The following is a 23,052-nucleotide window of genomic DNA, read 5'->3' on the forward strand; positions in this document are numbered from 1 at the left end:
CGCCTCCTGGTGTGGGCTGGGGCCTAGGGTTTGAGGTGTTCCGTCAGGAACTTTTCCATTGCCTCGTAGAACTCGAACTTGTTCTCGTCGTTGTGGAATCCGTGGCCTTCGTTGTCCTTGACCATGTATTCCACTTCGATGCCGCGGGCCCTCAGCGCCTTGACCATCTGGTCGCTTTCATCCTTGTTCACGCGGGGGTCCTTGGCGCCCTGCGCAATGAACAGCGGCGTCTTGATCTTGTCCGCGTGCAGCGCCGGCGACGTGGCGGCCAGGCGGTCGCGGTCGCGCTCCGGATGGCCCACCATGTCTTGCATCTTGTCCAGCATGGGCTTCCAGTACGGCGGAATGGACTTCATGAACGTGAACAGATTCGACACGCCCACGTAATCGACCGCGGCGGCATAGAGGTCAGGCGTGTAGGCCACGCCGGCCAACGTGGCGTAGCCGCCGTAGCTGGCGCCGTAGATGCCGATGCGTTTGGGGTCGGCGATGCCTTCCTTGATCAGCCATTGAACGCCGTCGGTGATGTCGTCCTGCATTTTCAGGCCCCATTGCCCGAAACTGGCTTCCCAGAAAGCGCGGCCATAGCCCGTCGATCCGCGGAAGTTCATTTGCAGCACGCAGAAGCCGCGGTTGGCCAGGAACTGCGTTTCGGGGTTGTAGCCCCAGCCGTCACGCGCCCACGGGCCGCCATGCGGGTTCACGATGCAGGGCAGGTTCTTCGGGTCGCGGCCGGCCGGCAGCGTGAGATAGCCGTGGATGGTCAGGCCGTCGCGGCTTTGGTAGCTGATCGGACGCACGCGCGACATGTCCGCTTCCGGGATGGCCGGGTTGATGTCGGCCAGCTTGGTCAGCGTGTCGGTGGCGGCGTCGTAGATGTAGCGCGATCCGGGCGTGCGGTCGTTGTAGGCCGCGACGATGAACTTGTTTTCATCGCGGTTGGAGCCCTGCAGCGCGACCTCATAGCCTTTGAGCTTTGTCGACAAGGTCTTGAACAGCGCTTCGGACTGGGCGTCGAAGAACTTGTATTGCGGCTTGTCGGTCTGGTAGGCGGCCAAGGTCAGCACGCGGCGCTTGCGCGAATAGCCGGCGCCGTCCAGATCGACGGTATCCGGCGTGAAGACTTCTTCTTCGGCGTCGGGCTTGGCGGGGTCGATAACGACCAGCGACAGTTTGTCGCGGCCCCGGTTGCTTAGCGCGTAGATCTTCTTGTCGTCGAAGGTGAAGAAGGACGGGCTGACGCTGGTGCGGTAATCGGTCGTGATCAGCGGACGGAACTCGGAGGCTTCGTCATCGCGGTAGAGCAGGGTGGTGTTCAGGCCGTCGCTGGTGACGGCGGCGCGCACCTTGCCCGCGTGGTCCGTCTGCCAGCCGACGATGTTGCCGGGGTTCTGCGCCACCAGCACGGCGGCGCCGGTATGGACGTTGACGCGGTAGACGTCGAAGACTTCAGGGTTGCGCTGGTTGTGGCTGATCAGGACGTGGTCGGGATCGTCTTCCAGGTCGTCTTCGATGCTGGCGCGGGCGCCTTCATACGGGGTCAGGTCGGTGATCTGGCCGGTCTTGGCGTTGACGGCGAGCACATGGTAGTTCTCGTCGCCACCGAAGTCCTTCTGGTAGAGCACGACGTCGCCGCCCTTCCAGAAATAGTTGCTGATGTCGCGGGCGGTTTCGCGGGTCAGCTGGCGGGGCTCGCCCACCAGCTTGCTGCCTTCCAGCGGCTGCACATAGATGTTCATGCGGGCCGGATTGCCGTCCACGCTGGTGGGCTGCATGAACGCCAGCGTCTGGCCGTCTTCGGCCAGGCGGAAGAAACCGCGTTCCGGATTGCGGAAGAAGTCTTTCAGGGGGTAGGCGCGAGGGGGCGGCGGCGTGGCGCAGCCGCCCAGTGTGGTGCCGACGATGCTGGCGGCGAGAACGGTGCGCGTCATGAATGAAAACAAGGGGAGACCTCCGTGATTTCAATGCCTTACGTTATGGCAATACGTGATGGGCATTGGCGGACTGCGGCGCGTGCCGGCGCCGGGCGCCGGCGGCTCGTCGATAATGCCATAGTCGCGCGGGCGGTGTCGAACCGGCCCCACTTATGCCGCCGGACGGTTTGCGGGATAATCGCGGCAATTCATCTGGAGAATTACATGTACAGGAATCTGGTCGCGGCATCGGCGCTGGCGCTGGGCCTGGCGGGCTGCTCGCTGGGCATTTCGCAGGACAGCGCGTCGCCGCACAGCGAGTTCAAGGCGCCGGTCGCCTTCAAGGATGCCTACGCCACGGTGATCCGGCAGTCGAACAACTGCCTGCGCAGCACGGACAACGCCTACCGCGTGATCCCCGAACTGAACGAAGGCGCGCAGTCGGCCGTGGTGCGCGTGCTGGCGCCGTACAGCGATAACGAGATGTCGCGGGTCGACCTGAAGGCCGCGGGCGAGAAGTCCACGGATGTACGCATCGTGATGTGGGGCAAGGGCACCTGGGACGCCGCGGCGATGCGCGCGATGCAGGACGCAATCTACTACAGCATCACGTCATGCAGCACCTACATGCCGCTGGATCCGCGGCCGCCGGTCAAACCGTCGCGCGACCTGCCGAACTAGCGTCAATCGCCGCCGGGACGGCGGCGGATGATCTTGAAGGTGGCGGTGGCGCGGGCGACCAGTTCGCCGTCGGCGCGCCGGATGTCGCCTTCGCAGAAGGCGATGGACGCGCCACGGCGCAGGCAGCGCGCTTCAATGACCAGATCGCCCGTGCCAGGCGACAGGAACGTGGTGTTCATGTCGATGGTGGCCATGCCTTCGGTGGCGTTGGCCGAACCGCGAGCCGCAGCGCTGAGGGTGAAGTCCAGCACGCTCATCAGTGTGCCGCCATGCACGTCGCCACGGCTGTTGGTCAGGTCCTGGCGCCACGGCAGCGTGGTGCGGGCGTAAGCCGGCGCGATGCTCTCGGGCACCAGGCCGATGAAATTCATGAAGGGTATCGTCAGGCCGAAGTAATCAGTTTGGGCGGGTGCGGTCATGGAACGGTTGTGAGCGGAAAGGGATAGCGGGATCAGCCGGTCATAATATATTTTTTTGCAGTGGCCGCCAGCGCATCGCTGCGCCGGCCACGGTGTTCCGAGCGGAATGTCTCAATTAATGCGCAAGATCGTGCATGTGGACATGGATGCGTTCTACGCGTCCGTGGAGCAGCGCGACAACCCTGAACTGCGTGGCAAGCCGGTGGTCGTGGCCTGGACCGGCCCGCGTTCGGTCGTGTGCGCCGCGTCGTACGAGGCCCGGCGCTTCGGCATCCATTCGGCCATGTCCGCCGTCCGGGCGGAACGGCTCTGTCCGCAGGCCATCTATGTGCCGCCGGACTTCAACCGCTACCGCGAAGTCTCGCGCCAGATCCGCCAGATATTCGCCCGCCATACCGACCTGATCGAACCGCTGTCGCTGGACGAGGCCTACTTGGACGTCACGATCAACAAATGCGGGCTGCCGTCGGCCACGGAAGTGGCGCAGGTCATCCGGCACCAGATCCGGGAAGAGACGGGGTTGACCGCGTCGGCGGGCATCGCGCCCAATAAGTTCCTGGCCAAGATCGCGTCGGATTGGAACAAACCCGACGGGCAGTTCGTCGTTCGGCCCGGCAAGGTGCTGGCCTTCCTGCAGCCCTTGCCGGTGCGCAAAGTGCCCGGGGTAGGCAAAGTGACGCAGGCCCGGCTGGAGCAGCTGGGCATCCTTACCGTGGGCGATCTGGCCACGCACAGCGCCGAAGAGCTTGAGCATTACTTTGGCCGCTATGGCAGGCGCTTGTACGAATTGGCGCGCGGCATCGACGAGCGCGAGGTGCAGACCGACCAGCCGTTGCAGCAGGTTTCGGCGGAGACGACCTTTTCGGAAGACATCCAGCTGGATGCGCTGGGCGACGCGATCGACCGCATGGCCGACCGGGTATGGGACCAGGCGCTGAAGAAAGGCGCGCTGGGACGCACGGTGGTGCTGAAGTTGAAGACGGACCGGTTCCGCATTCTGACGCGCAGCCAGACCAGCCCGAATCCGCCGGCATCGGCGGCCGAGCTGGCCGCCGTGGCGCGGTTGTTGTGCGAACGCGTGGAATTGCCGCCGGAAACGCTGTACCGGCTGGCCGGGGTCGGGATGAGCAATTTTGCCGATCCCGCCGAGCAGTCGCGCCAGCCGGATCTGTTCGGCGGCGCGTTCTGACTGGCTGGATCAGGCCAGGCGGGCTTTCACTTGCTGGGACAGCGCGGTCATGTCGGCACGGCCGGCCAGGGCCTGCTTCAGCAGCGCCATGACCTTGCCCATCGCGGGCGCGCCGGTCACGCCTTGCGCGGCAACTTCGGCCAGGGCGGCGTCGATGGCGGCGGCCACTTCCTCGGGCGTGGCGGCTTGCGGCAGGAACTCCTGCAGCACGGCCATTTCGGCTTTTTCCTGCTCTGCCGTTTCGGTGCGGCCGGCCTGTTCGAACGCGGCGATCGATTCGCGGCGTTGCTTGACCTGCTTTTCGATGATGGCGGTGATTTCAGCGTCGGTCAGGTCGCGGCGTTCGTCCACTTCCTTCTGCTTGACGGCAGCCAGCAGGAAACGCAGCGTCGTGAGGCGCTCGGCGGCCTTGGCGCGCATCGCATCCTTGACGGAATCGGAGAGGCGGGTCTTGAGCGTAGCAGTGCTCATCGGGGAACCTTTTGTATGGTGTTGCGGCAAATGGGAAGTGTAAACCGGACGGGCCTACTTCAATTGGGTCAGGTCGCCGCGCAGGGCCACCCCGGCGACCACCGCGCCCGCATGGCATTCGTAGTCGGTTTTGCTGGCGTATTCGTTCTTGCGATAGTAGCTGACGATGTTGGTCACGGCGTTCGCATTGGCCTTCTTGGCCGCTTCGTGCATGGCGATGACGGCGGACTGCGCTACCCATTCGCAGGCCTCGGCGTCTTTCTTCGCGAACGCATTGGTCTTGCGGTTGGTCACGACGCCAGCTTCCAGGACGCGTCCCTTGGGTCCGGTGCCTGCCAGATAGAACTTGACGCTTCCGTCGATCTTGCCGGCGGCCAGGGCCGCATCGATGGCGGGCTGCAACGGCAGGAACACGGTGCGGTCGGCGGCCAGCGCCTGCGCCGAGCAAGCCAGTGAAAGGGACAGGGCTCCAAGCAGCCGGGAAGGGAAGGTCATCAAACGCGCTCCATGGATGGAAAGTTGAAAAGGGCGGGCGCCGTGTTCAGCGCCACCGCCGGAAAATCAGGGAAGTATTGATGCCGCCAAAGGCGAAATTGTTGTTCATGACGTATTCGTTGTTCATGCGCCGGCCTTCGCCCTGCACGTAATCGAGTTCGCCGCAGCGGGGGTCGACGTTGCGCAGGTTCAGCGTGGGGGCGTACCAGTCGCTGTTCAGCATCTCGATGCTGAACCAGGATTCCAGTACGCCGCAGGCGCCCAGGGTGTGCCCCAGGTAGCTCTTTTGCGAACTGATGGGCATGCCGCTGCCGAACAGGCTGTGCGTGGCTTGCGTTTCGGCGATGTCGCCCTGTTCGGTCGCCGTGCCGTGTCCGTTGACATAGCCGATGGCCTGCGGCGGCAACGCCGCGTCCGCCAGCGCCATTTCCATGGCGATGCGCATGGTGCGGGCCTCGGGGCGGGTGATGTGCGTGCCATCCGAATTGCTGCCGAACCCGACGACCTCGGCATGGATGCGGGCGCCGCGGGCCAGGGCGTGGTCCAGTGATTCCAGTACCAGCATGCCGCCGCCTTCGCCGATCACCAGCCCGTCGCGGTCGCGGTCGTAGGGGCGGGGCGTGAGTTCCGGCGTGTCGTTCTGCTGGCTGGTGGCGTAGAGCGCGTCGAACACCAGCGCCTCGCTGGCGCAGAGCTCTTCCGCCCCGCCGGCCAGCATCATTTCCTGGCGGCCGTAGCGGATGGCTTCGTAGGCGTAGCCGATGCCCTGGCTGCCCGACGTGCAGGCGCTGGACGTGGGGATGATGCGGCCCTTCAGTTCGAAGAAGATGCCGACGTTGGCCGCGGTGGTGTGCGGCATCATGCGCACGTACGAGTTGGCGTTGAGGTCTTCGGTGACGCCGTTGAGCAGCATGTTGCCGAAGGCGCGGATTTCGGCCGTGCTGCCCACGGAAGACCCGCAGGCCACGCCCATGCGGCCGTCGGTGATGCTCGGGTCGCCAAGCAGCGCGGCGTCGGCCAGCGCCAGTTCGGCGGCGCGGACGGCCAACTGCGAAACGCGCCCCATGCTGCGCAATTGCTTGCGGGTCCAGTGCGCGGGCACCTGGAAATCTTCGACGGGGCCCGCCAGCCGGGTATTCAGTTCGGCGTACCGGGACCAGTCCGGCATGTGCCGGATGGCGCTGCGGCCCGACGCGAACGCCTGCTGTATGTGGGCCCAATCGGAACCCAGGGCGCTGATGCCGGCCATGCCGGTAATGACGACGCGCTTCATCAGCACAGGCCTCCGTTGACGGCAATGACCTGGCGGGTGATGTAGGCCGCGCCCGGCGACATCAGGAACACCACGGCGGCGGCCACTTCTTCAGGCCGGCCCATGCGCTGGGCCGGCACTGCCTTCAGGATTTCTTCCACGGGCACGTGCTCGTCGATCATGTCGGTATCGATCAGGCCGGGGGCGACGCAGTTAACGGTGATCTGGCGCTTGGCCAGTTCAACGGCCAGGGCTTTGGCGGCGCCGATCAAACCGGCCTTGGATGCGCTGTAGTTGACCTGGCCGCGGTTGCCCACCAGCCCGGAGACCGAAGCCATGCAGACCACGCGCCCCGCGGCACGGCGCCGGATCATCGGCATCGCAAGCGGACTGAGCACGTTGTAGAAGCCGTCGAGGTTGGTTCGCAGCACCTGGTCCCAGTCGTCGCCCGTCAAGGCGGGGAAGGCGCCGTCGCGCGTCAGGCCGGCGTTCAGCACGACGCCATAGTAGGCGCCGTGGGCATCGACATCCGCTTGCAGGACGGCGGCGCATTGCGCGCGGTCCGCCACGTCGAACTGCAGGATACGGGCTTGGCGTCCACGGGCCAGGACGTCGGCCAGCACGGCCTCGGCCTGGTCGCGCTGCTGGCGGCAATGCAGCACCAGGTCATGGCCGGCGTCGGCCAGGGCCAGCGCGATCGCGCGGCCGATGCCGCGGCTGGAGCCGGTTACGAGGATAGGGGCAGCGCTCATTGAAGGGGGGCTTCCTGGATAAATGCGGTGGGATCTTTGGGCTGATAGACATTCAGCCGGGCCTGGGCCAGCAGGCGGGTCTGGTCGTGCAGTTCGCATTCGAAGACGCTCATGCCGCTGGCGTCGATCAGGCCGCGTCGAACATGGATGGTTAACGCGGCCCCGGCGGGCAGGCGGTCGGCGTGGCAGTCGTAGCGCCGCGTGCCAAGCAGAAAGCCCAGCTTGACGGCCTGGCCTGCCTGGCGCGCCTGACAGCCGGCCCAGGCGCCCACGGCTTGCGCCATGAGTTCCATGCCCAGCCAGGGCGGCAGCGAGCCGTCGGGCCATGAATAGGGACCGGGGCGAACGACGGCGCGCGCGCTCAGGCTGTCGGCGTCGTAGGCTTGCACGTCGTCGATCAGGATCATGTTGCCGGCGTGAGGCAGCAGGCTGGCGACGGGCCAGGGGCATGGGTTCATGCGCGGGCTCCGAAGATCAGGCTGGCGTTGTTGCCACCGAAGGCGAAAGAGTTGCTCATGGCGATGCGCGGCCGGCCTTGGGCGTAGCGGTGCTGGCCGGTGCTGAAGTCCAGCGCAGGCAGCGCGGGGTCGGGGTGGCCGTCCCAGACGTGGGGCATCAAGCGGCCGTCGGGGTTGCCCGCCGACAGCGTGATCCATGCCAGCGCAGCTTCCATGGCGCCCGCGGCGCCCAGCGTGTGGCCGGTCAGCGCCTTGGTGGAGGCGCAGGGCACGCCTTCCGGAAACACGGCATGCATGGCCTGGCTTTCCATGGCGTCGTTGTGGGTCGTGCCCGTGCCGTGCAGGTTGACCCAGCCGATGTCGGCGGGTGACACGTCGGCGGCGCGCAGGGCGGCCTGCATGGACAGGCGCGCGCCGGCGCCGGAGGGCTCGGGGGCGGACATGTGCCAAGCGTCGGAACTGGCCCCGCCACCCAGCAGGGCGACGGCGTGCGGGTCGGCGGCATCGCGTTCCATCAGGAACAGGACGCCGGCTTCGCCGATGTTGATGCCACGGCGGTTGGCCGAGAACGGCAGGCACAGCGCGTCGTCCACGGCTTCCAGCGTGGCGAAGCCGTTGATCGTCAAGCGGCACAGCGTGTCCGCGCCGCCGCAGACCACGGCGTCGCACAGGCCGGCGGCCAGCATCCGGTGCGCCGACAACAGCGCGCGGGCGCTTGACGTGCAGGCCGTCGACAGCGTGTAGGCCGGCCCTGACACGCCCAGATAGGCCGCCAGGAAAGCCGCGGGCGAAGACAGGGCCTGGCGGCGATAGTCGTAGCTGGCGGGCCAGGCTCCCTGGGCGGCCAACTGGCGGAAGGCGGGCGCGTTGTCGTTGACTCCCGACGTGCTGGTGCCCAGCACGACGGCGACGCGCGCCGGGCCATAGCGGTCGATGGCACGTTGCAGCTGTGGTTCGATCTGCGCGGCGCAGGCCAGCAGCAATTGGTTGTTGCGGCTGTGATGCTGCGCGGGCTGCGTGTCGGGTATTGCCGGCAAGGCGCCGGTGTAGCCGCCCAGCGTCAGGCTGCGTCCGTCGACCCAGCCCGTCTGGGCCACCATGCCGCCCGTATCGCCGTTGAACGCGGCTTGCGCCGCCGCATCGATGCCGGCGCCCAGCGCGCAGACGATGCCGGGTGTGCCCAGCCAGCTGTTCATGGCTGCTCCTTGAGCGGCGCGATCCGCCAGGTGTTGCCGTCGGCGCCGGTGATGGAAAAGACGTCCGGGTCGGCGGCCTGCGGCCAGCGGACGGTCCAGCGTGTGGCGCCGCGATCCCGCAAGCTGCGTTCGGCCGCGCCGTCAGGAGTGTGGCGGGCCTGCCAGGCGCCGACGCCGTAGGCGGCGTCAAGTTCGGCTTGCGGCGTCCAGGCGAACATCAGGGCCGCGAACAGGCTGCGAGCCTGGGCGTTCGGACGAAGAAATCCATCGTTGCGCCACTGTCCGTGCTCGTACATCTGCCGGGCCTGGGGCACGCCCATCGGGTCGAACAGCGACCACCGCAGCGCGGCGCCTTCGCGTTGCACCACCAGCATCGTATCCAGTGACGGCTGGCCGGCGGCCGCTTGCACTACGTGCAACTGGCGCGGCACGGTGAAAGCCGTTTCGCGCGCAGGCACGGGCGGCGCGCCGGCGCAGCCCGCCAGCAGCGCGATGGCGATCACCGCGGCGATGACGCGGCAGGGGGACAGGAGGGGCAAGGACGAGCGCATGTCGGTATCAGGCGGGTTCCGCCTGCGCATTGGCGCCGCGGCAAAGTTCGCTCAGCATGCGCAGGCGGCGCTGCGGGCTGGCGACGAAAGGATTGTCGGCGTCCCAGGCGTAGCCCGCAAGGATCGAGCTGATCATGCGGCGTATGTCCGGTTGCGCGTTTTTGTAGAAGACCACATCCTGGAATTCGCCGCTATACCAGCCTTGCACGTAGGCGCGGAACGTCTCGACCCCCACCATCAGCGGATCGGCGAAATCGCGTTGCCAGTCGACCGGTTCTCCGCCCAGTTGGCGGTGCAGGGCGTCGGTGGCCAGTTTGGACGACCGCAGGGCAATGGTGACGCCGGACGAGAACACCGGGTCCAGAAATTCGGCGGCATTGCCCAGCAGCGCGTAGCCCGGGCCGTGCAAGCGCGTGACGCTGGCCGAATAGCCGCCGATGGTATTGGCGGGCGTATCCCAGACCGCGTTCGCGAGGATGCGCTTCAGGTTGGGCGCGGCGTCGGCCATGGCGCGTAGGGTGCTCATCAGGTCCTGGTCGGGCGCGCCGAACAGGTCTTGCCCGCCGACGACGCCAAACGAGCAGCGGCCGTTCGAGAACGGGATCAGCCAATACCAGATGCCCGGTTGCTCGGGATGCACGCTGATCAGGATTTTTTCGCGGTCGAAACCGGGGTCGTCGATGCGGTCTTCGATATGGGTGAAGATGGCTTTGCGCGGCGGCATCGACGACGGGCGTTCAAGATCCAGCAGGCGCGCCAGCACGCGGCCGTAGCCGCTGGCGTCCAGCACGAAGCGGCTCTTGACCTGGTAGGTGGCGCCGTCTGCGCCGCGCACGTCCAGAACGGGGGTGTCGCCGCTGAAATCGGCAGCGGTGACTTCCTGCAGGTAGCGCACGTCCACGCCCTGGCGGGCGGCATCGTCGGCAAGCACCTTGTCGAACTGCGCGCGCTGCACCTGGAAGGTCGTGCCCGGGCCCGCGGTGAACTTGTCACGGAAGTCGAAATACGTGTATTGGTCGCCGCGCGCGAAGGCGGCGCCGTTCTTCACCTGGAAACCCGCCGCCGCGACGGCGGGCATCATGCCGGCTTCCTCAACGAATTCCAGGCAGTGCGCCAGGAGGCTTTCGCCGATGGAAAAGCGCGGGAACTGCTGGCGCTCCAGCATCAGCACATCGTGCCCTTGCCGTTTCAGCAGGGCAGCGGCGACGGCGCCGGCGGGGCCGGCTCCGATGACGACGACTTCACGATGTTCCATGCGGAATGATTCCATGTCGGTACGAAGAAAAGGGGAGGAAGGGGCTCAGGCCGTGCCCGGCGGACGGATCCAGGGGGCCCATAGCAAGGAGAAAGCCACGCCAAGGGCTACCGCCAGTCCGAAGTTGGCGATGGCTGGGGTCTGGCTGATGGCCAGCAACCCGAATGACAGCAGCGTGGTGACGGCGCCCAGCAAGATGCCCACCAGGCTGGCGGCGGCCCCCGCGACGCGCTCATACATGAAGATGGCGTAGTCCACGCCGATGGCGGACACCAGCAGCAGGCCGAACAGGCTGAACAAGGTCAACGGCTGACCCAGGTAGCCCAGGGCGGCCAGCGAGCAGGCGGTGGCGGCCAGCGGCACCGCCAGGATGCGCCAGGCGGCGGCGCGCCCAAGGGTCAGCAGCAGCAGCACCGCGGCCACGGCGTACGACAGCAGTTTGAGTTCGGCGGCTTCGATGCGGGTCGAGGCGAACATCCGGTTCAGGTCGCCGCTGCGGTCCACCAGCATGACGCCCGGCAGGCCATCCGCAATGCCCTCAAGCGCGGCCGCATCGCGCAGACCCAGCAGGGTAACCATGCCCGCCGCTTCGCCATCGCGCACGCCCAGCCATTGCGCGCGCCAGCGTTCGGCCAGGGGGCCTTGCAGCGCGCCGTCGATCGTGATCGCGGGTAGCGAGGCCATCGCTTGCAGCTCCTGGCGCAGCAGGTCGAAAGGAATGCCGATGTCCGTCAGCGGCTTCCAGGTGCCGGGCTGCGAGGCCAGGGCGGCCAGCCGCTGGCCCAGCGCAAGTTGATCGCCGGCGGGCGAGACCAGTTGGCTCAGGGCGCTGTAGGCCGCCAGGTCGCCGCGCTTGACCAGCGCGTCCAGCTTTTGGGCGACCTGCGATTGGCGGCGCAGCAGCGCGTCTTCGCTGTCGGCGCGGACCAGGAAAAACTGGCTGGTCGGTGTAAAGCCGGTGATGTCGCCGATCTGGCGCGCCTGTTGCAGCAGGGGCGCGGGCAGGCTGAGCCACTGGCGCAGGTCGTCCTGGATGGCCAGCCGGCTGATGCCGCCGATGGTTGCCGCTGCCAGCGCCAGTGCGCCCACGCCAAGCAGGGCGCGCCGGCCGGCCAGCCGCGCGCGCAGGCGCAACGCCGCATCGGCTGCGCGCAGCAGCGGGGGCCAGGGCCGGGGACGCCAGCCGTCCATCCAGGCGGGCAATTGGCACACCGTGCAGGCATAGGCGCCCAACAGCCCGGCCGCGGAAAATACGGCCGTCTGCGTCAACGCGGGAAAGGGGGTGAAGGCCAGCGCGATGTAACCCACCAGGCTGGCCGCCAGGCTGATCGTCAGGCCTGGCAAGACGCGGCGCAGCGCCGGCCATGCCTGCCAGTCGGCCATGCCGTAGCTTTTGCCGAGCCAGTGCATGGGGAAGTCGACCGCCACGCCGATCAGGCTGGCGCCGATCACCAGCGTCAGCACGTGGATCGAACCGAACACCGCGACGCAGGCCACGGCGCCGGTCAATAGGCCTACCGCGACCGGCACGAACGCCAGCAGCGCACGCGCGCGGCGCAAGGCCAGCAGCAGCACAAGCACGATGCCGACCATGGCGCTTGAACCGATCCAGGAACTTTCCGCCACGGCCTGCGCGCGCCCGGCGGCCGCGTAGAGCGGCCCGCCCGCCATTAGCAGTTGGGCGCCGCTGGCGTGCAGCGCCTGGCGGTCCTGATCGATCTGCTGCGAAATGCCCTGAGGCGCGTCGCTGTCGAAGGCGTCGGCGCGGGTTTCGGCGCGTATCAGCACCCAGCGCTTGCCGCCGTGTTCGGCTTGCAGCGTGCCAGTGCCCATGTCGTACTGCACCGTGCCACCGGGGCGCAGCGCTTGTTCGGCGCGGCGCGTCAGGCCCAGCCAATCCTGATCGGCGGGCACCAGGCCGGAAGACGAGAACGGGTCCGACAGTTCGCGGGCGCGCCGCTGGGCGTAGGCGGCGGGGTCGGATGCCAATTGTTCGCGGTCCGCTGCGGGCAGCATGGCAAGGCGGCTGGCAAGCAACTGCGCGCGCAACGCGGCAACGTCCACGTTCAGTTCCATCTGCACGGACGAGAACAGCCCGCTGCGGGTCCAGCGTTCGGCCAGCAGGCGCGCAGGGGCCACCGGGTCCGCGTCCGGCCGCGCCGCCACCAGCGCCACGATCTGGCGCGATAGCGGTTCCTGGATGCGGGCTTCGGCCAACTTGTGCGTGGCGTCGGCCGTTGCCCGCGGCACCAGATCCATCAGGTTGGCGGATACCGGCCACCCGTTGCGGCACTGCCAGACGCCGGCGCACAGCACCAGCAGCAGGCCCAGCTTGAATAGCCGCGGCAGCCAGCGTTCAGTCTGAAAACGCACGTTGCTCCTCGGGGGTCAACCGGTCGGCGGCGGCCGCGTCCGTCATCTGCAGAACGCTTCGGTCGCCTTGCGTTTCGCGCAGTTCGATGCGGTCGACGAGTTTGCCGCCGTTGATCTGGATGTTGTCGAAAATCTGGCGCAGCAAGGCCGAACGCGGCGTCAGCAGCAATTGCCAGGCATCGGCCTGGCCCGTCAGCGCCAGGTCGAAGTTCTCTTGCAACCCGCGGGTGTCGCCCGCCAGCACCGACAGGAACAGGCGGTTTTCGCGGCCCGATCCCGTCTGTTGCGGCAGCGCCTGCCAGGCGCCGGATTCATCGCGCCGCGAAATGCCGTTGGCGTTGATGCGCAGATCCTGGGCGATAGGCGTGCGCAGCAGCCACAACAGCCCTTTGCCGGCCGCCAGCGTGAAGTCGCCGCGGCTGGTCAGCGGCTGGGGGAGCGAACGCAGGAATTTCTGCTGCACGAAATGGCCACGGACCACCGGCGTGGCGCGCAACTGGGCCTGCAAGTCGTTCAGGTCGAACGCCCGGGCGGTCCAGGGCAGGGCGGTCAACGCCAGCAGCAGGAACAGGCGCGTCGCCGTCTTCAGGAAAGCCATCGTCATGCGCGGACCTCCAGGGATTGCAGCTTGCGTTGCACCGCTTCCACGAACACGGCGGGCGACGCCAGTTGCATTTCACGCGTTTCAATGCAGACCGCAACCTGTTCCGAGGTTGCGCGCGTCAGCCGGGTGCCGGTCGCTGCATCAAGGATCAGGTAGTTGATCTTCAAGCGGTTTTCCCATTCGACCAGTTCGGCGCGCACCGTCAGGCGCTGGCCGAATTGGGCGGGCTGCGCGTAGCGCAGGTGCATATCGATGACCGGCCAGGCGTAACCGCTGGCGCGCATGGCTTCGTAGTTATGGCCCAACTGGTCCAGCAGTTCGCAGCGCGCTTGCTCCAGGTACTTCACGTAGTGGCCGTGCCACACGACGTTGAGCGAGTCGACGTCGAAGAACGGGACACGGACTTCCACTTCGGCGCCGATTAGGCCTCGTTTACGCATCGTCTTTCCAGAAGGGGTAGAAGTTGAACCATTGCAGCGGCGCCTCGCGGCAATGCGCGGCAAGGCGGTCGGCGTAGCGCTGCGCCCAATGGGCGATGCGCGCCTGGCGCGTGGCGCGCGTCCATTCGATGCCGTCGGACAGGCGTTCCATCGCGACGCGGTAGCGCGCGCCGTGGCGGGTGCAGAACAGCAGGTTGACCGGGCAGCGCAGCAGGCCGGCCAGCAGCCAGGGCCCTTGCGGCAGCGGGGCGCTGGCGCCCAGGAACTGCACGGGCGTGGTGCGGTCGCCTTGCAGCGGGACCCGGTCGCCAGCGATGGCCAGCCATTCGCCGCGATCCAGGCGCTGCGCCAGGTCCAGCATGGCTGGCGCGTCCAGCTCGCTGACCTGGATCATGCGCGGGCCCCCGCCGGCCTCCGACAGCAGGCGATTGAAGTGGACGGCGTGCTTGCTGTGGACCAGGACATTCAGGCGCAGCGCGCCGGACCGTTCCGCCAGCGCACGGCAGACTTCGATGTTGCCCAGGTGCGACCCCACCAGGATCTGACCGCGCCCGGTGCCCATTTGCCCGTGCAGGCCGTCGGGGTCGGCAATGTCCAGGTCGGCCAGCGTGATCTTGCCTTGCCATACGTCCAGCTTGTCCAGCATGGCGTGGGCGAACGCCAGGTACTGGCGGTAGACGGGCGCGGCGCGCGGCAGCGGCGCGGGCAATCCGCCGGCTTGGGTCAGCCGTTGCTGATATTGCGCGATGGCGCGCCGGGCGCGGCCGCCGAAGGCGTAGAAGTACAGCACCACCAGCCAGACCACGGGGGCGACGACGCGGCGGCCCAGCCGGCGGGCCGCCCACGCCGTCAGGCGCATCAGCACGGGGCTGCCGCGTTCGGCCTGAGCGGCCCAATGGGGATCGGCGGCGCTCAAGGCCGCGGCCCTCGCGCCAGTCGGCGCCACAGCAGGGCGGGCGAACGGACCAGCATGCCGAAGAACAGCCGCGCGTGCATGCGGCTGATCAGCAGGTTGTCGCGCAGGCCCTTGAAATGCGAAATGCCACCTTCGGGATAGACCACCCGCGTGGGCAGCCACGTCATGGCGACGCCGCGCCAATGCAGACGCACCAGGATGGCGATGTCGAAGTCCATGCGGCGGCCCACGCGAGCGCCGTCGATCACCGGCAGCACGTGCGCCAGCGGGTAGACGCGGAAACCGCACATGGCGTCGGGGATTTCGAGCGACAGGGTGTTGATCCAGACCCAGACGCGCGTCAGCCAGCGGCCGTAAAGGCGGCTGCGCGGCACGTCGTCGCCGTAGACGGGTGCGCCGCAGATCACGGCTTGCGGCCGGGCCCGCGAGGCATCGGCAAACGCGGTTGCGTCGGGCAGCGCATGCTGTCCATCGGCGTCCACCTGCAAGGCGTGGGTGTATCCCAGCGCGGCGGCGGCGCGCAGGCCGTCCTGCACCGCGGCGCCCTTGCCGCCGTTCACGATGCGGCGCACCAGATGCGTACGGGGCAGCCTGGCCAGCGCGTCCAGGGCCGCCGCGCAGTCCGCGTCCGAGCCGTCGTCGACCAGGACGCAAGGCAGGTCCTGCGCGGCCAGGCGCGCATGCACGGCCGCGACCGTGGCGCCGTGGTTGTAGACCGGAATGACCGCGCAGAGCTTATGTTCCGGCATGGCTGTCCGCCTGCAGAATGCGGCCCGACGAGCAAGGCGCGTCGTCGACGGTGCACGTGAAATACAGCTTCTGCTTCGTTTCGTCCCAGCGCAGCGCCATCACGGCGACGTCGCCCGGGCGCAGCAGCTTCTGGAACTTCAGGGCTTCCATGCCGCCCACGCGCAAGTCCGGGCGCAGGTCGCGTTGCGCCAGCGATACCGCCCAACCGATCTGGGCAACGCCAGGCACGACCGGCACCGACGGGAAATGCCCGCTGAAGTGCGCCAGGTCGTAGGGGATGTCGAGCGCGTAGCGGCGTTCGCCAGCGGGCTGGCCGGGCAATTCCACCGCGATGGGATCGACGGCGCGCGCGCCGGCCGCCGCGTCGAAGTCGGCCTGCGGCAGCTTGCCCTGGGCATTGGCGGGCAGGTGCCGATAGAAGCGCCAGCTGCGGGGAATGGCCAGCGATTCGAAGCCGGTGCCCATGTGCGCGCGCAAGGTGTCCACGACCGTTTTGCGGCCCTGGTTGCGCAAAGCGTGCAAACCGGTGGCTGACAAGGCGACCAGCCCTGTCAGCCGCGCGGCGCCGGAAGGCCGGCCCAGCCGGGCGTCGTCCACATAGGCATGGCGCATCAGGAACTGCTCCAGCATGGGCAGCGAGATGCGCTTTTCTTCGATCTTGATGATGCGGTCCAGCCGGCCCAGCAATTGGAAGCCGCCTGGCGTGAGGCACGCGCCGTCGGAGGTTTGCTGGTCGGCGGGATTCACCCACGGCGACTGCACGCGCAAGGCGCCTTCGGCGTTGAGGCTGACGGCCGTGCCAGGCAATGGTTGCCAATCGTCCGAACCCGTGCGCCACGCCACGGCACCGGTTTCCGAGCTGCCGTAGATTTCGGTGGGGCGCAGCCCCAGGTCGCGCTCGATGGCGTCGGATACCTCGATGGGCAAGGCGCCGCCCGACGTATGGATGCGGACGAGCCGGCCGCGCAGTTGGGCCCAATCCAGCCGTTGCCCAAGGCGGCGCAATAGCGCGGGGCTTGCGATCCAGGTGAAGGACGGGTAGCGCAGGCTGGCCTGCTGCAGCTCTTCGGGGTAGAGCCGCTGGCGGCGGTCGATCTGCCGGCCCGCGCACAGCGGCCACAGCACGCGGAACGGCAGGCCGTACATGTGCTGCGCCGACACGCTGCCCAACACCGGCGAGTCAGGCTCGGGCCATTGCTGTTGCAGCGCGGAGACTTCCGCCGCCAGTTGCCGCCATTGTTTGACAAGGTGCTTGGGACTGCCGCTTGAACCCGAGGTGCACAGCACCAGCGTCAGGGAGGGATCCAGCTGGGCGGGCGTCATGGCGTCGCCGTCGTGCAGGCCGGACAGGCGCCACTGCCTTTCGGCGGGCAAGGGCAGAGCGCTGTCGGTCAACCAGGCGTCGACGTTCGTGTCCAGCGTGGCGCAAGTCTGCGCCTGCGCATCGCCGGGAAGCACGGCGACCACGCCCGCGCGCCAGCAGGCAAACAGGGCGGTGGCCAGTGCGGCGGCGTCGTCAAACCACAGCGCCAGCCGGCGCGCCGAGCGCGCGCGCAGCGCACCCGCGGCCAGCAGGCTGGCTTCTGCGAAGGCGGCGCGCGTCAATGGGGGGGAGTCGGCGACAGGCACGCCGCCGGCATCGGCCGACGGCAGCAACAGGCGTTCCAGCGGCGTCCAGCGCATGCTCAGGCCGCCTTGGCGGCTGCCGGGCGCAGCAGCCATTCGCCCGCGATCAGCAGGCCCATCAGGCCGTAGCTGACGGCCCCGTTGTAAGCGACCCACCAGCTCCAGGGCGCCCACGCGGCCAAGCTCGCCGCGATGGCGCCGTTCACCGCGAAGAACGCGCACCACACGCGAGTTACGTTGCGGGTATAGCGCACGCCTTCGGGCGGCAGGTCGGGATGGCGCAGGCGCGCCAGTTGCTCGATGACCGGGCGGCCCACCCGCAGGCTAATGCCGAAAACGGTAAGCATCATGGCGTTGACCAGCACGGGATACCAGCGCAGCCAGGCTTCGGAGTTGGTCGCGGCAAGCACGAGACAGAACGCGACGGCGACGGCGGGCAGCAACCGTCCGCCGGGTTGCGCGGCGCGCGCGGTCAGGCCGCGCGCCAGCCACAGCGCGGCCAGCGGCAGTGCCAGCCAGGCCGGATTCACGTGCCCCAGCGTCGCGTAGACGGCAAAGGGATACGCGACGCCGGCGGCGGCAAGGCCGGCCGCGACGCCGCGTTTCATGCGTCGGGCGCCTGCTTTTGCCACATCGCCTGGACGACGTCTTCGACGGTGCGTACCGTGCGGAAATCGTTGGCGTCCAGCTTGCGGCCGGTTTGACGGCGGACGTGGTCGATCAGGTCGATGGCATCGATGCTGTCGATCTCCAGGTCCGTATACAGATTGGCTTGCGGCGTGACGCGATCCGGTTCGATCTCGAAGAGTTCGACCAGCGCATCGCGCAGCGTATTGAAGATGTCCTCGCGGGTATGCATCGTGGACTCCGTATGCGTTAGGCGCGCCGTTGCGCGGCGACAAAGGCCGCCAGGCTATTGATGCTGGTGAAGTGATCGCGCATGTTGCGCGTTTCGGGATCGATGGTGATGCCGTAGCGTTTTTGCACCGCCAGGCCCAGCTCCAGCGCGTCCACCGAGTCCAACCCGAGTCCGTCACCGAAGAGCGGGTCGTCGGACGCGATGTCGGCGGGCGTCATGTCTTCCAGCCCCAGCGATTCGATGACGAGCATCTTGAGCTCAAGTTCCAATTCATTCATCCCGCTTAGACTCCGCTACCACCGTGCTGGGTGGGTTCGTTCATGAGAGCGCCGGCCGGCGCGGGGCGCGCCAGCTCGGCTTCGAAATAGGCATGTAGCCAGGCATTCATTTTGCGCCCGGCGATCGGCAGGGGATGCGCGTCGCCCCACACGGCCGGGTCGATATCCTCGCCCACCTGGATCACATAGCGCATGCGGCGCGGTGGAATCCGGTACCAGGGTTCGCCTTTGGTAAGGCTGCGCGGGGTCATCCGGATGACTACGGGCGTGACGACTCTCGCGCCGCGCAGCGCGATGGCGCAGGCGCCGCGATGGAATTGCGGCGACGCATCGGGAGGCGTGCGCGTGCCCTCTGGGAAGACGATCAGTGTTTCGCCATTGCGCAGCACGTCGGCGGCGCGGTCGAACATGTCGAAGCTCTCATCATTGGTGATGTAGCCGGCGTTGGCGATCGGGCCGCGCGTGAACGGGTTGGTGGCCAGGCCGTGCTTGACGATGCAGTTGGCGTTCTTGACGTGGCCGACCAGGAACACGACATCGAGCAGCGAGGGGTGGTTCGCCAGGATCATCTGGCCCGGCTTGCCCAGGCGGTCGGCGCCCTTGAACTCCACCGTCAGGATGCCGACGCGGACCATGAAACGGATGAAGAACCGGAAAGTACGGTTCAGCGCCGACCGCGCACGGCGCTGGCGGTCTGCCTTGCCGCCCGGCAGCAGGCGCTGCGGCGGAAAGACGAGCACGCGCAGCAGCACGCCGCCCAGCCCGAACATCGTGAAGGCCATGCCGGTGGCGACCAGGCGCCAAAGCCAGAAGTCCTGCCGGGATTGTGGGGGGCTTGTCATGCCGTGCGTGTCCAGGTCCAGCGTCGGGCGTGATTCTGATGCGTCCAGGCGGGTGTTTTCAAAGTCAGGTGACGCAGCAGGTTCAGCGGATTGGGCCAGGTCTGCGCGGCGTCAGGCGGCGTGCCGTCCGGGGAGGCTGCCATCGCCAGCGTCCATTCCGTTCCGGGGCGCAGGTGGAACGCCGTCGCATACGTATATGGCACGTCGTCGATCCAGGGGGCGTAGGGAGCGGGAGGGCGTTCTTCCGCCAGCACCACCAGGACGTCTTCGTGACCCTGGGCGAACAGCATCGCGCCTTCGATAAAGGCATGCTCAAGCCCGTCGTCTTCCACGGACAGGGCGATGGATTCGGTGGTTTCGCGGCGTATGATCGACCATTGCGCCGCGATGGCGTTGTGCACGGACAGGCCGAAGGCGGTGGGCGATAGCGGCTCATCGGCCGCCAGCGACTGCAATAGGCCGAAATTGCGGGTGGTTTCCCCGTGGCGCGACGCGAATACCAGCGGCATGCCCGCGCCTTCCGCAGCCAGCGGCCAGGCGCACGCGAACACGGCGCGAGCCAGCGAGCTGAGGCGGCGGCGCTGCATCGGAGGCAGGAAATCCAGGCGGGGCGCGCATTGGTCCGCGAGGGGGCAGTAAGGATGTTCGGCCCACTGCAACCAGTCGGTGGGCGTATCGATTCCTTGCGCCCACCCCTGCCATTGCGCGATTGAGAACGTCAACATAGCGCGCGATTCTACTATGCCGCTACCCGTTGATTTTGTTTTGGATGGTTACTTTATGGCCAATTCGTCACTGTAAGCATCTGTTTGGCTGGAATAATTGGTTACGTATTGCTGTGGAAATTCAGGAACTATTCATGTACTGGGCGGACCATCGCGCCGCCGTTCTCTATCAGGACGAGAACGTGTCCGCCGAGGACGCGCGCCGGGTGCCCGCGAGCGATAGCCGGCAGGCAAGAAAGGACGACTGGCAGGTCAGCCGCGTCTTACTGCACGAAGCCAGGTCGGCGATGACGCCTGGCGCGGTGTTGTCGCTGAGCCACAGCGGCGGCCATGCCATCTGCGCCCAGGCGCCGGCAGGCTGGAAATTGGGGGCCGACCTTGAACACATGCGGCCGCGCGACGTCCTCCGGTTAGCGGACTGGGTCTGTTCGCCGGCCGAAGCCGCCGCGCTGGCGGCCCTGGACGGTGACGCGCAACGAGAGCGCTTCTATCTGCTCTGGACCTTGAAAGAAGCCTTCATCAAGGCGGCCAACCTGGACTTTCCGGCGGACATGGCGTCCGTGGGTCTGGCGCCGGACGCGGGCGGGGAGTGGCGCCTGAACGCGCCGGCGGGCGCGTGGCGGGCATGCAGTTGGCGGGTGGGGGGCGCGTGGATGGCGTCGATGGTCTGGTTGGCGTTCAGTGATAACGCAATGTCACCGCAGTGGCGGGCGCCAACCGTCTGTCCGTTGCCGCCGGTGACGCTTATCGGTCATTGGGCGTCTGCCGCAGGGTGATCGCCCCCGGGCGTTTTGCCATGCGCTTTTAAAGATGTATTATGAATATATCTTTAAAAGCGAGCCCGCTCGCAACGCAAGGAGCCCCTGATGTTGAGCCCCCAAGTCCGTGCGCTGGTCAAAGCCACGGCCCCTGTCCTGAAGACGCACGGCGTGGCGCTGACGCGCCATTTTTATGCGCGTATGTTCGAACACAATCCCGAGTTGAAGCACATCTTCAACCAGGCCCACCAGGCCGGTGGGCAGCAGCAGCACGCACTGGCGGGGGCGGTCACCGCCTACGCGGAACACATCGACGATCCGTCGGTGCTGATGCCGGTCGTGACTCGCATCGTGCACAAACACGTCAGCCTGGGCATCCGGCCCGAGCATTACGCCATTGTGGGCAAGCACCTGCTGGCCTCCATTCGCGAGGTGCTGGGCGAGGCCGCCACCGACGAACTGGTCGACGCCTGGGGCGCCGCCTATGGTCAGTTGGCGGATCTGCTGATCGGCGAAGAGGCACGCCTGTACGCCGAATCCGCCGGGAAGCCGGGCGGCTGGACGGGCTGGCGGGCGTTCCGCGTGGTGGGCAAGCAGGCCGAAAGCGCTGAGATCACGTCGTTCTACCTGGCGCCGTCCGATGGCGGCGCGGTGCCCGCGTATCAACCCGGGCAATACGTGTCCGTGCGCGTCTACGTGCCGGAACTGGGGCTGATGCAGCCCCGCCAATACAGCCTGTCGGACGCACCCGGGCAAGACCGCCTGCGTATTTCGGTCAAGCGCGAACCCGCCGGGGCGCAGACGCCGGCGGGGCGCGTGTCCAATGCCCTTCACGACCGGCTGGAAGAGGGCGGCGTGCTGGACGTGGCGCCGCCGCAAGGCGATTTCCACCTGAAGGCGGACAGCGACGCGCCCGTCGTGCTGCTCAGTGGCGGCGTTGGCCTGACGCCGATGGTGTCGATCCTGAACCATCTGGTCCGCAACAACGATGAGCGCCAGATCCGCTTCGTGCACGGCTGTCGCAACCGGTCGGTGCATGCCATGAAAGACCACGTCAACCGCATCGCCGCCGAGCGCGGCAACGTGCGCAAGGCTGTGTTCTATGAAGAAATCGGCCACGATGATGAACCGGGGCGCGACTACGATCACGCCGGCCGCCTGGACTTGCGCGCCATCCGCGATGACGTCATCGTGCCCGGCGCCGACTACTACCTGTGCGGACCCGCGCCGTTCATGCTGGCTCAGCGCGAAGTACTGCTGGCGCTAGGCGTGGGGCCTGACCGCATCCATGCCGAAGCTTTCGGCACCGGCGGCGCGCCGGCCTGACGGTGTATCCTGGCGGCCTGATCCGCCTGGGCCGCCAGGCACCCGTCTTCCTCCTATGCAACTGACCCGATTCACCGACTTCGGCCTGCGCGTCTTGATGTATCTGACGCAATGCCGCGACCGGCACGCCGCCGTCACCATCCCGGAGATCGCCGGACGCTTCGACGTGTCCCGCAATCACCTGGTCAAGGTGGTGCACTTCATGGCGCAGCGGGAATGGGTCAACACCACGCGCGGCAAGGGCGGGGGCCTGAATCTGGCCCGGCCAGCTTCCGAATACCGGGTGGGCGACCTGATCCGCGAACTTGAACAGCAGGGGCCTTTGATCGATTGCCGCGAACCGCCCTGTGCCCTGGACGGCTCCTGCCGCCTGTCCGGCGTGCTGGCGCAAACCCTGAACGCCTTCTACGACGCCCTTAACGCCTACACGCTGGCTGACCTGGTGCGAGACCCTACCGCCGCGGCCATCATCAAGCTGCACCGCGCCGCCTGACGCGGGGCATGACGTTTTGTTATGGATGCTGCCCGCTTTGGCATTTGCCGCGCGGGCGCTGCACGTTCCAGAATAGCGGCGTGGGGGCATAAACCCTTTTTTTTTAGGACTCGGGCATGCGCGTTTGCGTAATTGGTGCGGGCGTTGTTGGCGTGACCTCCGCTTATTTCCTGGCGCGCCAAGGGCACGATGTGGTGTTGGTGGACAGCCAGGCGCGCCCGGCGGAAGTGTCCAGCTACGCCAACGGCGGCCAGCTCAGTTATAGCTATGTGGCGCCGTTGGCCGGCCCGGGCGTATTGCCCAACGTGCCCGGCTGGTTGTTGCGCCAGGATTCGCCACTGCGTTTCCGGCCTCGGCTGGACCTGCATCAATGGCGTTGGTGCCTGCAGTTCGCGCTGGCGTGCCGCGCGTCGGTCGCTCGGGCGTCCAC

27 protein-coding genes are annotated in these 23,052 nt (G+C 67.3%); 6 read left to right on the plus strand and 21 right to left on the minus strand.

Annotation, left to right across the window (positions count from 1 at the left end; translation table 11 throughout):
• Nucleotides 1-23: 23 nt before the first annotated feature.
• A complete protein-coding gene (locus ACE039_RS03950; protein WP_369868617.1) occupies nt 24-1,931 on the minus strand; it encodes a S9 family peptidase in 1,908 nt (635 codons plus the stop codon).
• A 207-nt stretch (nt 1,932-2,138) separates the two neighbouring features.
• Here ACE039_RS03950 and ACE039_RS03955 point away from each other — a divergent pair, with 207 nt between their 5' ends.
• Nucleotides 2,139-2,594 carry a BPTD_2524 family lipoprotein gene (locus ACE039_RS03955; protein WP_105558884.1) on the plus strand — a complete coding sequence of 152 codons (456 nt, stop codon included), beginning with the start codon at nt 2,139-2,141 and terminating at the stop codon, nt 2,592-2,594.
• A 2-nt stretch (nt 2,595-2,596) separates the two neighbouring features.
• Here ACE039_RS03955 and ACE039_RS03960 read toward each other — a convergent pair whose 3' ends face one another.
• Entirely contained in the window at nt 2,597-3,013 is a 417-nt protein-coding gene (locus ACE039_RS03960) for a PaaI family thioesterase (protein WP_485821726.1), read from the minus strand.
• Between the two features lie 106 nt (nt 3,014-3,119).
• Here ACE039_RS03960 and dinB point away from each other — a divergent pair, with 106 nt between their 5' ends.
• Nucleotides 3,120-4,202 (plus strand): DNA polymerase IV, encoded by a 1,083-nt coding sequence (gene dinB, locus ACE039_RS03965; RefSeq protein ID WP_310033430.1) that lies wholly within the window; start codon nt 3,120-3,122, stop codon nt 4,200-4,202.
• A gap of 9 nt (nt 4,203-4,211) precedes the next feature.
• On the opposite strand, the gene ACE039_RS03970 is transcribed toward dinB, so the two are convergent.
• The 19 genes from ACE039_RS03970 to ACE039_RS04060 are packed head-to-tail and all read right to left on the minus strand — an operon-like array spanning nt 4,212 to nt 20,045.
• The gene (locus tag ACE039_RS03970; protein ID WP_105558887.1) at nt 4,212-4,673 is read right to left on the minus strand and encodes a GatB/YqeY domain-containing protein; all 462 of its coding nucleotides are present in this window, start codon (nt 4,671-4,673) and stop codon (nt 4,212-4,214) included.
• 54 nt (nt 4,674-4,727) lie between these two features.
• Nucleotides 4,728-5,168, minus strand: coding sequence for an excinuclease (locus ACE039_RS03975; RefSeq protein ID WP_485821727.1), 441 nt, complete (start codon nt 5,166-5,168; stop codon nt 4,728-4,730).
• 46 nt (nt 5,169-5,214) lie between these two features.
• Nucleotides 5,215-6,441 (minus strand): beta-ketoacyl-ACP synthase, encoded by a 1,227-nt coding sequence (locus ACE039_RS03980; protein ID WP_313462343.1) that lies wholly within the window; start codon nt 6,439-6,441, stop codon nt 5,215-5,217.
• Nucleotides 6,441-7,172, minus strand: a complete 732-nt coding sequence (gene fabG / locus ACE039_RS03985) for a 3-oxoacyl-ACP reductase FabG (RefSeq protein ID WP_105558890.1) — start codon at nt 7,170-7,172, stop codon at nt 6,441-6,443. Before fabG ends, ACE039_RS03980 begins: the two co-directional genes overlap by 1 nt.
• Nucleotides 7,169-7,630, minus strand: coding sequence for a hotdog family protein (locus ACE039_RS03990; RefSeq protein WP_332009628.1), 462 nt, complete (start codon nt 7,628-7,630; stop codon nt 7,169-7,171). Before ACE039_RS03990 ends, fabG begins: the two co-directional genes overlap by 4 nt.
• Nucleotides 7,627-8,826 carry a beta-ketoacyl-ACP synthase gene (locus ACE039_RS03995; protein WP_313464698.1) on the minus strand — a complete coding sequence of 400 codons (1,200 nt, stop codon included), beginning with the start codon at nt 8,824-8,826 and terminating at the stop codon, nt 7,627-7,629. The genes ACE039_RS03990 and ACE039_RS03995 overlap by 4 nt, the downstream gene beginning before the upstream one ends.
• The gene (locus tag ACE039_RS04000; RefSeq protein WP_485821728.1) at nt 8,823-9,377 is read right to left on the minus strand and encodes a DUF3261 domain-containing protein; all 555 of its coding nucleotides are present in this window, start codon (nt 9,375-9,377) and stop codon (nt 8,823-8,825) included. The genes ACE039_RS03995 and ACE039_RS04000 overlap by 4 nt, the downstream gene beginning before the upstream one ends.
• 7 nt (nt 9,378-9,384) lie before the next feature.
• Nucleotides 9,385-10,632 carry an NAD(P)/FAD-dependent oxidoreductase gene (locus tag ACE039_RS04005; RefSeq protein WP_313464696.1) on the minus strand — a complete coding sequence of 416 codons (1,248 nt, stop codon included), beginning with the start codon at nt 10,630-10,632 and terminating at the stop codon, nt 9,385-9,387.
• 45 nt (nt 10,633-10,677) lie between these two features.
• Nucleotides 10,678-13,005: an MMPL family transporter gene (locus tag ACE039_RS04010; protein ID WP_485821729.1), complete on the minus strand. Its 2,328-nt coding sequence runs from the start codon at nt 13,003-13,005 to the stop codon at nt 10,678-10,680.
• Nucleotides 12,989-13,609 carry an outer membrane lipoprotein carrier protein LolA gene (locus tag ACE039_RS04015; protein WP_448709099.1) on the minus strand — a complete coding sequence of 207 codons (621 nt, stop codon included), beginning with the start codon at nt 13,607-13,609 and terminating at the stop codon, nt 12,989-12,991. The genes ACE039_RS04010 and ACE039_RS04015 overlap by 17 nt, the downstream gene beginning before the upstream one ends.
• On the minus strand, nt 13,606-14,049 hold the full coding sequence (locus tag ACE039_RS04020; RefSeq protein ID WP_485821730.1) for an acyl-CoA thioesterase: 444 nt from the start codon (nt 14,047-14,049) through the stop codon (nt 13,606-13,608). Before ACE039_RS04020 ends, ACE039_RS04015 begins: the two co-directional genes overlap by 4 nt.
• Nucleotides 14,042-14,965: a lysophospholipid acyltransferase family protein gene (locus ACE039_RS04025; RefSeq protein ID WP_485811734.1), complete on the minus strand. Its 924-nt coding sequence runs from the start codon at nt 14,963-14,965 to the stop codon at nt 14,042-14,044. Before ACE039_RS04025 ends, ACE039_RS04020 begins: the two co-directional genes overlap by 8 nt.
• Nucleotides 14,962-15,714, minus strand: coding sequence for a glycosyltransferase family 2 protein (locus ACE039_RS04030; RefSeq protein ID WP_485821731.1), 753 nt, complete (start codon nt 15,712-15,714; stop codon nt 14,962-14,964). Before ACE039_RS04030 ends, ACE039_RS04025 begins: the two co-directional genes overlap by 4 nt.
• Nucleotides 15,701-17,437 carry an ApeI family dehydratase gene (locus ACE039_RS04035; protein ID WP_485821732.1) on the minus strand — a complete coding sequence of 579 codons (1,737 nt, stop codon included), beginning with the start codon at nt 17,435-17,437 and terminating at the stop codon, nt 15,701-15,703. Before ACE039_RS04035 ends, ACE039_RS04030 begins: the two co-directional genes overlap by 14 nt.
• Complete coding sequence (locus ACE039_RS04040) at nt 17,401-17,949, minus strand: COG4648 family protein (protein WP_313462743.1); 549 nt, start codon at nt 17,947-17,949, stop codon at nt 17,401-17,403. The genes ACE039_RS04035 and ACE039_RS04040 overlap by 37 nt, the downstream gene beginning before the upstream one ends.
• On the minus strand, nt 17,946-18,200 hold the full coding sequence (locus tag ACE039_RS04045; RefSeq protein ID WP_105558898.1) for an acyl carrier protein: 255 nt from the start codon (nt 18,198-18,200) through the stop codon (nt 17,946-17,948). The genes ACE039_RS04040 and ACE039_RS04045 overlap by 4 nt, the downstream gene beginning before the upstream one ends.
• A gap of 17 nt (nt 18,201-18,217) precedes the next feature.
• A complete protein-coding gene (locus ACE039_RS04050; protein ID WP_105558899.1) occupies nt 18,218-18,478 on the minus strand; it encodes a phosphopantetheine-binding protein in 261 nt (86 codons plus the stop codon).
• A gap of 5 nt (nt 18,479-18,483) precedes the next feature.
• Nucleotides 18,484-19,320, minus strand: coding sequence for a lysophospholipid acyltransferase family protein (locus tag ACE039_RS04055; RefSeq protein WP_485821733.1), 837 nt, complete (start codon nt 19,318-19,320; stop codon nt 18,484-18,486).
• The gene (locus ACE039_RS04060) at nt 19,317-20,045 is read right to left on the minus strand and encodes a beta-ketoacyl synthase chain length factor (RefSeq protein WP_485821734.1); all 729 of its coding nucleotides are present in this window, start codon (nt 20,043-20,045) and stop codon (nt 19,317-19,319) included. Before ACE039_RS04060 ends, ACE039_RS04055 begins: the two co-directional genes overlap by 4 nt.
• A gap of 44 nt (nt 20,046-20,089) precedes the next feature.
• On the opposite strand from ACE039_RS04060, the gene ACE039_RS04065 reads away from it, so the two are divergent.
• The 4 genes from ACE039_RS04065 to ACE039_RS04080 form a co-directional block, all read left to right on the plus strand.
• The gene (locus ACE039_RS04065) at nt 20,090-20,821 is read left to right on the plus strand and encodes a 4'-phosphopantetheinyl transferase family protein (RefSeq protein WP_485821735.1); all 732 of its coding nucleotides are present in this window, start codon (nt 20,090-20,092) and stop codon (nt 20,819-20,821) included.
• Nucleotides 20,822-20,911: 90 nt separating this feature from the next.
• Nucleotides 20,912-22,129, plus strand: coding sequence for an NO-inducible flavohemoprotein (gene hmpA, locus ACE039_RS04070; RefSeq protein ID WP_485821736.1), 1,218 nt, complete (start codon nt 20,912-20,914; stop codon nt 22,127-22,129).
• Between the two features lie 55 nt (nt 22,130-22,184).
• Nucleotides 22,185-22,622: an Rrf2 family transcriptional regulator gene (locus ACE039_RS04075; protein ID WP_448709084.1), complete on the plus strand. Its 438-nt coding sequence runs from the start codon at nt 22,185-22,187 to the stop codon at nt 22,620-22,622.
• A 116-nt stretch (nt 22,623-22,738) separates the two neighbouring features.
• Nucleotides 22,739-23,052: FAD-dependent oxidoreductase (locus ACE039_RS04080; RefSeq protein ID WP_485821737.1), on the plus strand; the 314-nt coding region annotated here is incomplete at its 3' end.

The sequence above is a fragment of the Achromobacter maghribensis genome (assembly GCF_057334215.1).

Bases quoted from the DNA above. Each gene is read 5' to 3' on its own strand.
- ACE039_RS03950 (WP_369868617.1), bottom strand. From the start codon at position 1,931: ATGACGCGCACCGTTCTCGCCGCCAGCATCGTCGGCACCACACTGGGC.
- ACE039_RS03955 (WP_105558884.1), top strand. From the start codon at position 2,139: ATGTACAGGAATCTGGTCGCGGCATCGGCGCTGGCGCTGGGCCTGGCG.
- ACE039_RS03960 (WP_485821726.1), bottom strand. From the start codon at position 3,013: ATGACCGCACCCGCCCAAACTGATTACTTCGGCCTGACGATACCCTTC.
- dinB (WP_310033430.1), top strand. From the start codon at position 3,120: ATGTCTCAATTAATGCGCAAGATCGTGCATGTGGACATGGATGCGTTC.
- ACE039_RS03970 (WP_105558887.1), bottom strand. From the start codon at position 4,673: ATGAGCACTGCTACGCTCAAGACCCGCCTCTCCGATTCCGTCAAGGAT.
- ACE039_RS03975 (WP_485821727.1), bottom strand. From the start codon at position 5,168: ATGACCTTCCCTTCCCGGCTGCTTGGAGCCCTGTCCCTTTCACTGGCT.
- ACE039_RS03980 (WP_313462343.1), bottom strand. From the start codon at position 6,441: ATGAAGCGCGTCGTCATTACCGGCATGGCCGGCATCAGCGCCCTGGGT.
- fabG (WP_105558890.1), bottom strand. From the start codon at position 7,172: ATGAGCGCTGCCCCTATCCTCGTAACCGGCTCCAGCCGCGGCATCGGC.
- ACE039_RS03990 (WP_332009628.1), bottom strand. From the start codon at position 7,630: ATGAACCCATGCCCCTGGCCCGTCGCCAGCCTGCTGCCTCACGCCGGC.
- ACE039_RS03995 (WP_313464698.1), bottom strand. From the start codon at position 8,826: ATGAACAGCTGGCTGGGCACACCCGGCATCGTCTGCGCGCTGGGCGCC.
- ACE039_RS04000 (WP_485821728.1), bottom strand. From the start codon at position 9,377: ATGCGCTCGTCCTTGCCCCTCCTGTCCCCCTGCCGCGTCATCGCCGCG.
- ACE039_RS04005 (WP_313464696.1), bottom strand. From the start codon at position 10,632: ATGGAACATCGTGAAGTCGTCGTCATCGGAGCCGGCCCCGCCGGCGCC.
- ACE039_RS04015 (WP_448709099.1), bottom strand. From the start codon at position 13,609: ATGACGATGGCTTTCCTGAAGACGGCGACGCGCCTGTTCCTGCTGCTG.
- ACE039_RS04020 (WP_485821730.1), bottom strand. From the start codon at position 14,049: ATGCGTAAACGAGGCCTAATCGGCGCCGAAGTGGAAGTCCGTGTCCCG.
- ACE039_RS04030 (WP_485821731.1), bottom strand. From the start codon at position 15,714: ATGCCGGAACATAAGCTCTGCGCGGTCATTCCGGTCTACAACCACGGC.
- ACE039_RS04035 (WP_485821732.1), bottom strand. From the start codon at position 17,437: ATGGCTGCTGCGCCCGGCAGCCGCCAAGGCGGCCTGAGCATGCGCTGG.
- ACE039_RS04040 (WP_313462743.1), bottom strand. From the start codon at position 17,949: ATGAAACGCGGCGTCGCGGCCGGCCTTGCCGCCGCCGGCGTCGCGTAT.
- ACE039_RS04045 (WP_105558898.1), bottom strand. From the start codon at position 18,200: ATGCATACCCGCGAGGACATCTTCAATACGCTGCGCGATGCGCTGGTC.
- ACE039_RS04050 (WP_105558899.1), bottom strand. From the start codon at position 18,478: ATGAATGAATTGGAACTTGAGCTCAAGATGCTCGTCATCGAATCGCTG.
- ACE039_RS04055 (WP_485821733.1), bottom strand. From the start codon at position 19,320: ATGACAAGCCCCCCACAATCCCGGCAGGACTTCTGGCTTTGGCGCCTG.
- ACE039_RS04060 (WP_485821734.1), bottom strand. From the start codon at position 20,045: ATGTTGACGTTCTCAATCGCGCAATGGCAGGGGTGGGCGCAAGGAATC.
- ACE039_RS04065 (WP_485821735.1), top strand. From the start codon at position 20,090: ATGGTTACTTTATGGCCAATTCGTCACTGTAAGCATCTGTTTGGCTGG.
- hmpA (WP_485821736.1), top strand. From the start codon at position 20,912: ATGTTGAGCCCCCAAGTCCGTGCGCTGGTCAAAGCCACGGCCCCTGTC.
- ACE039_RS04075 (WP_448709084.1), top strand. From the start codon at position 22,185: ATGCAACTGACCCGATTCACCGACTTCGGCCTGCGCGTCTTGATGTAT.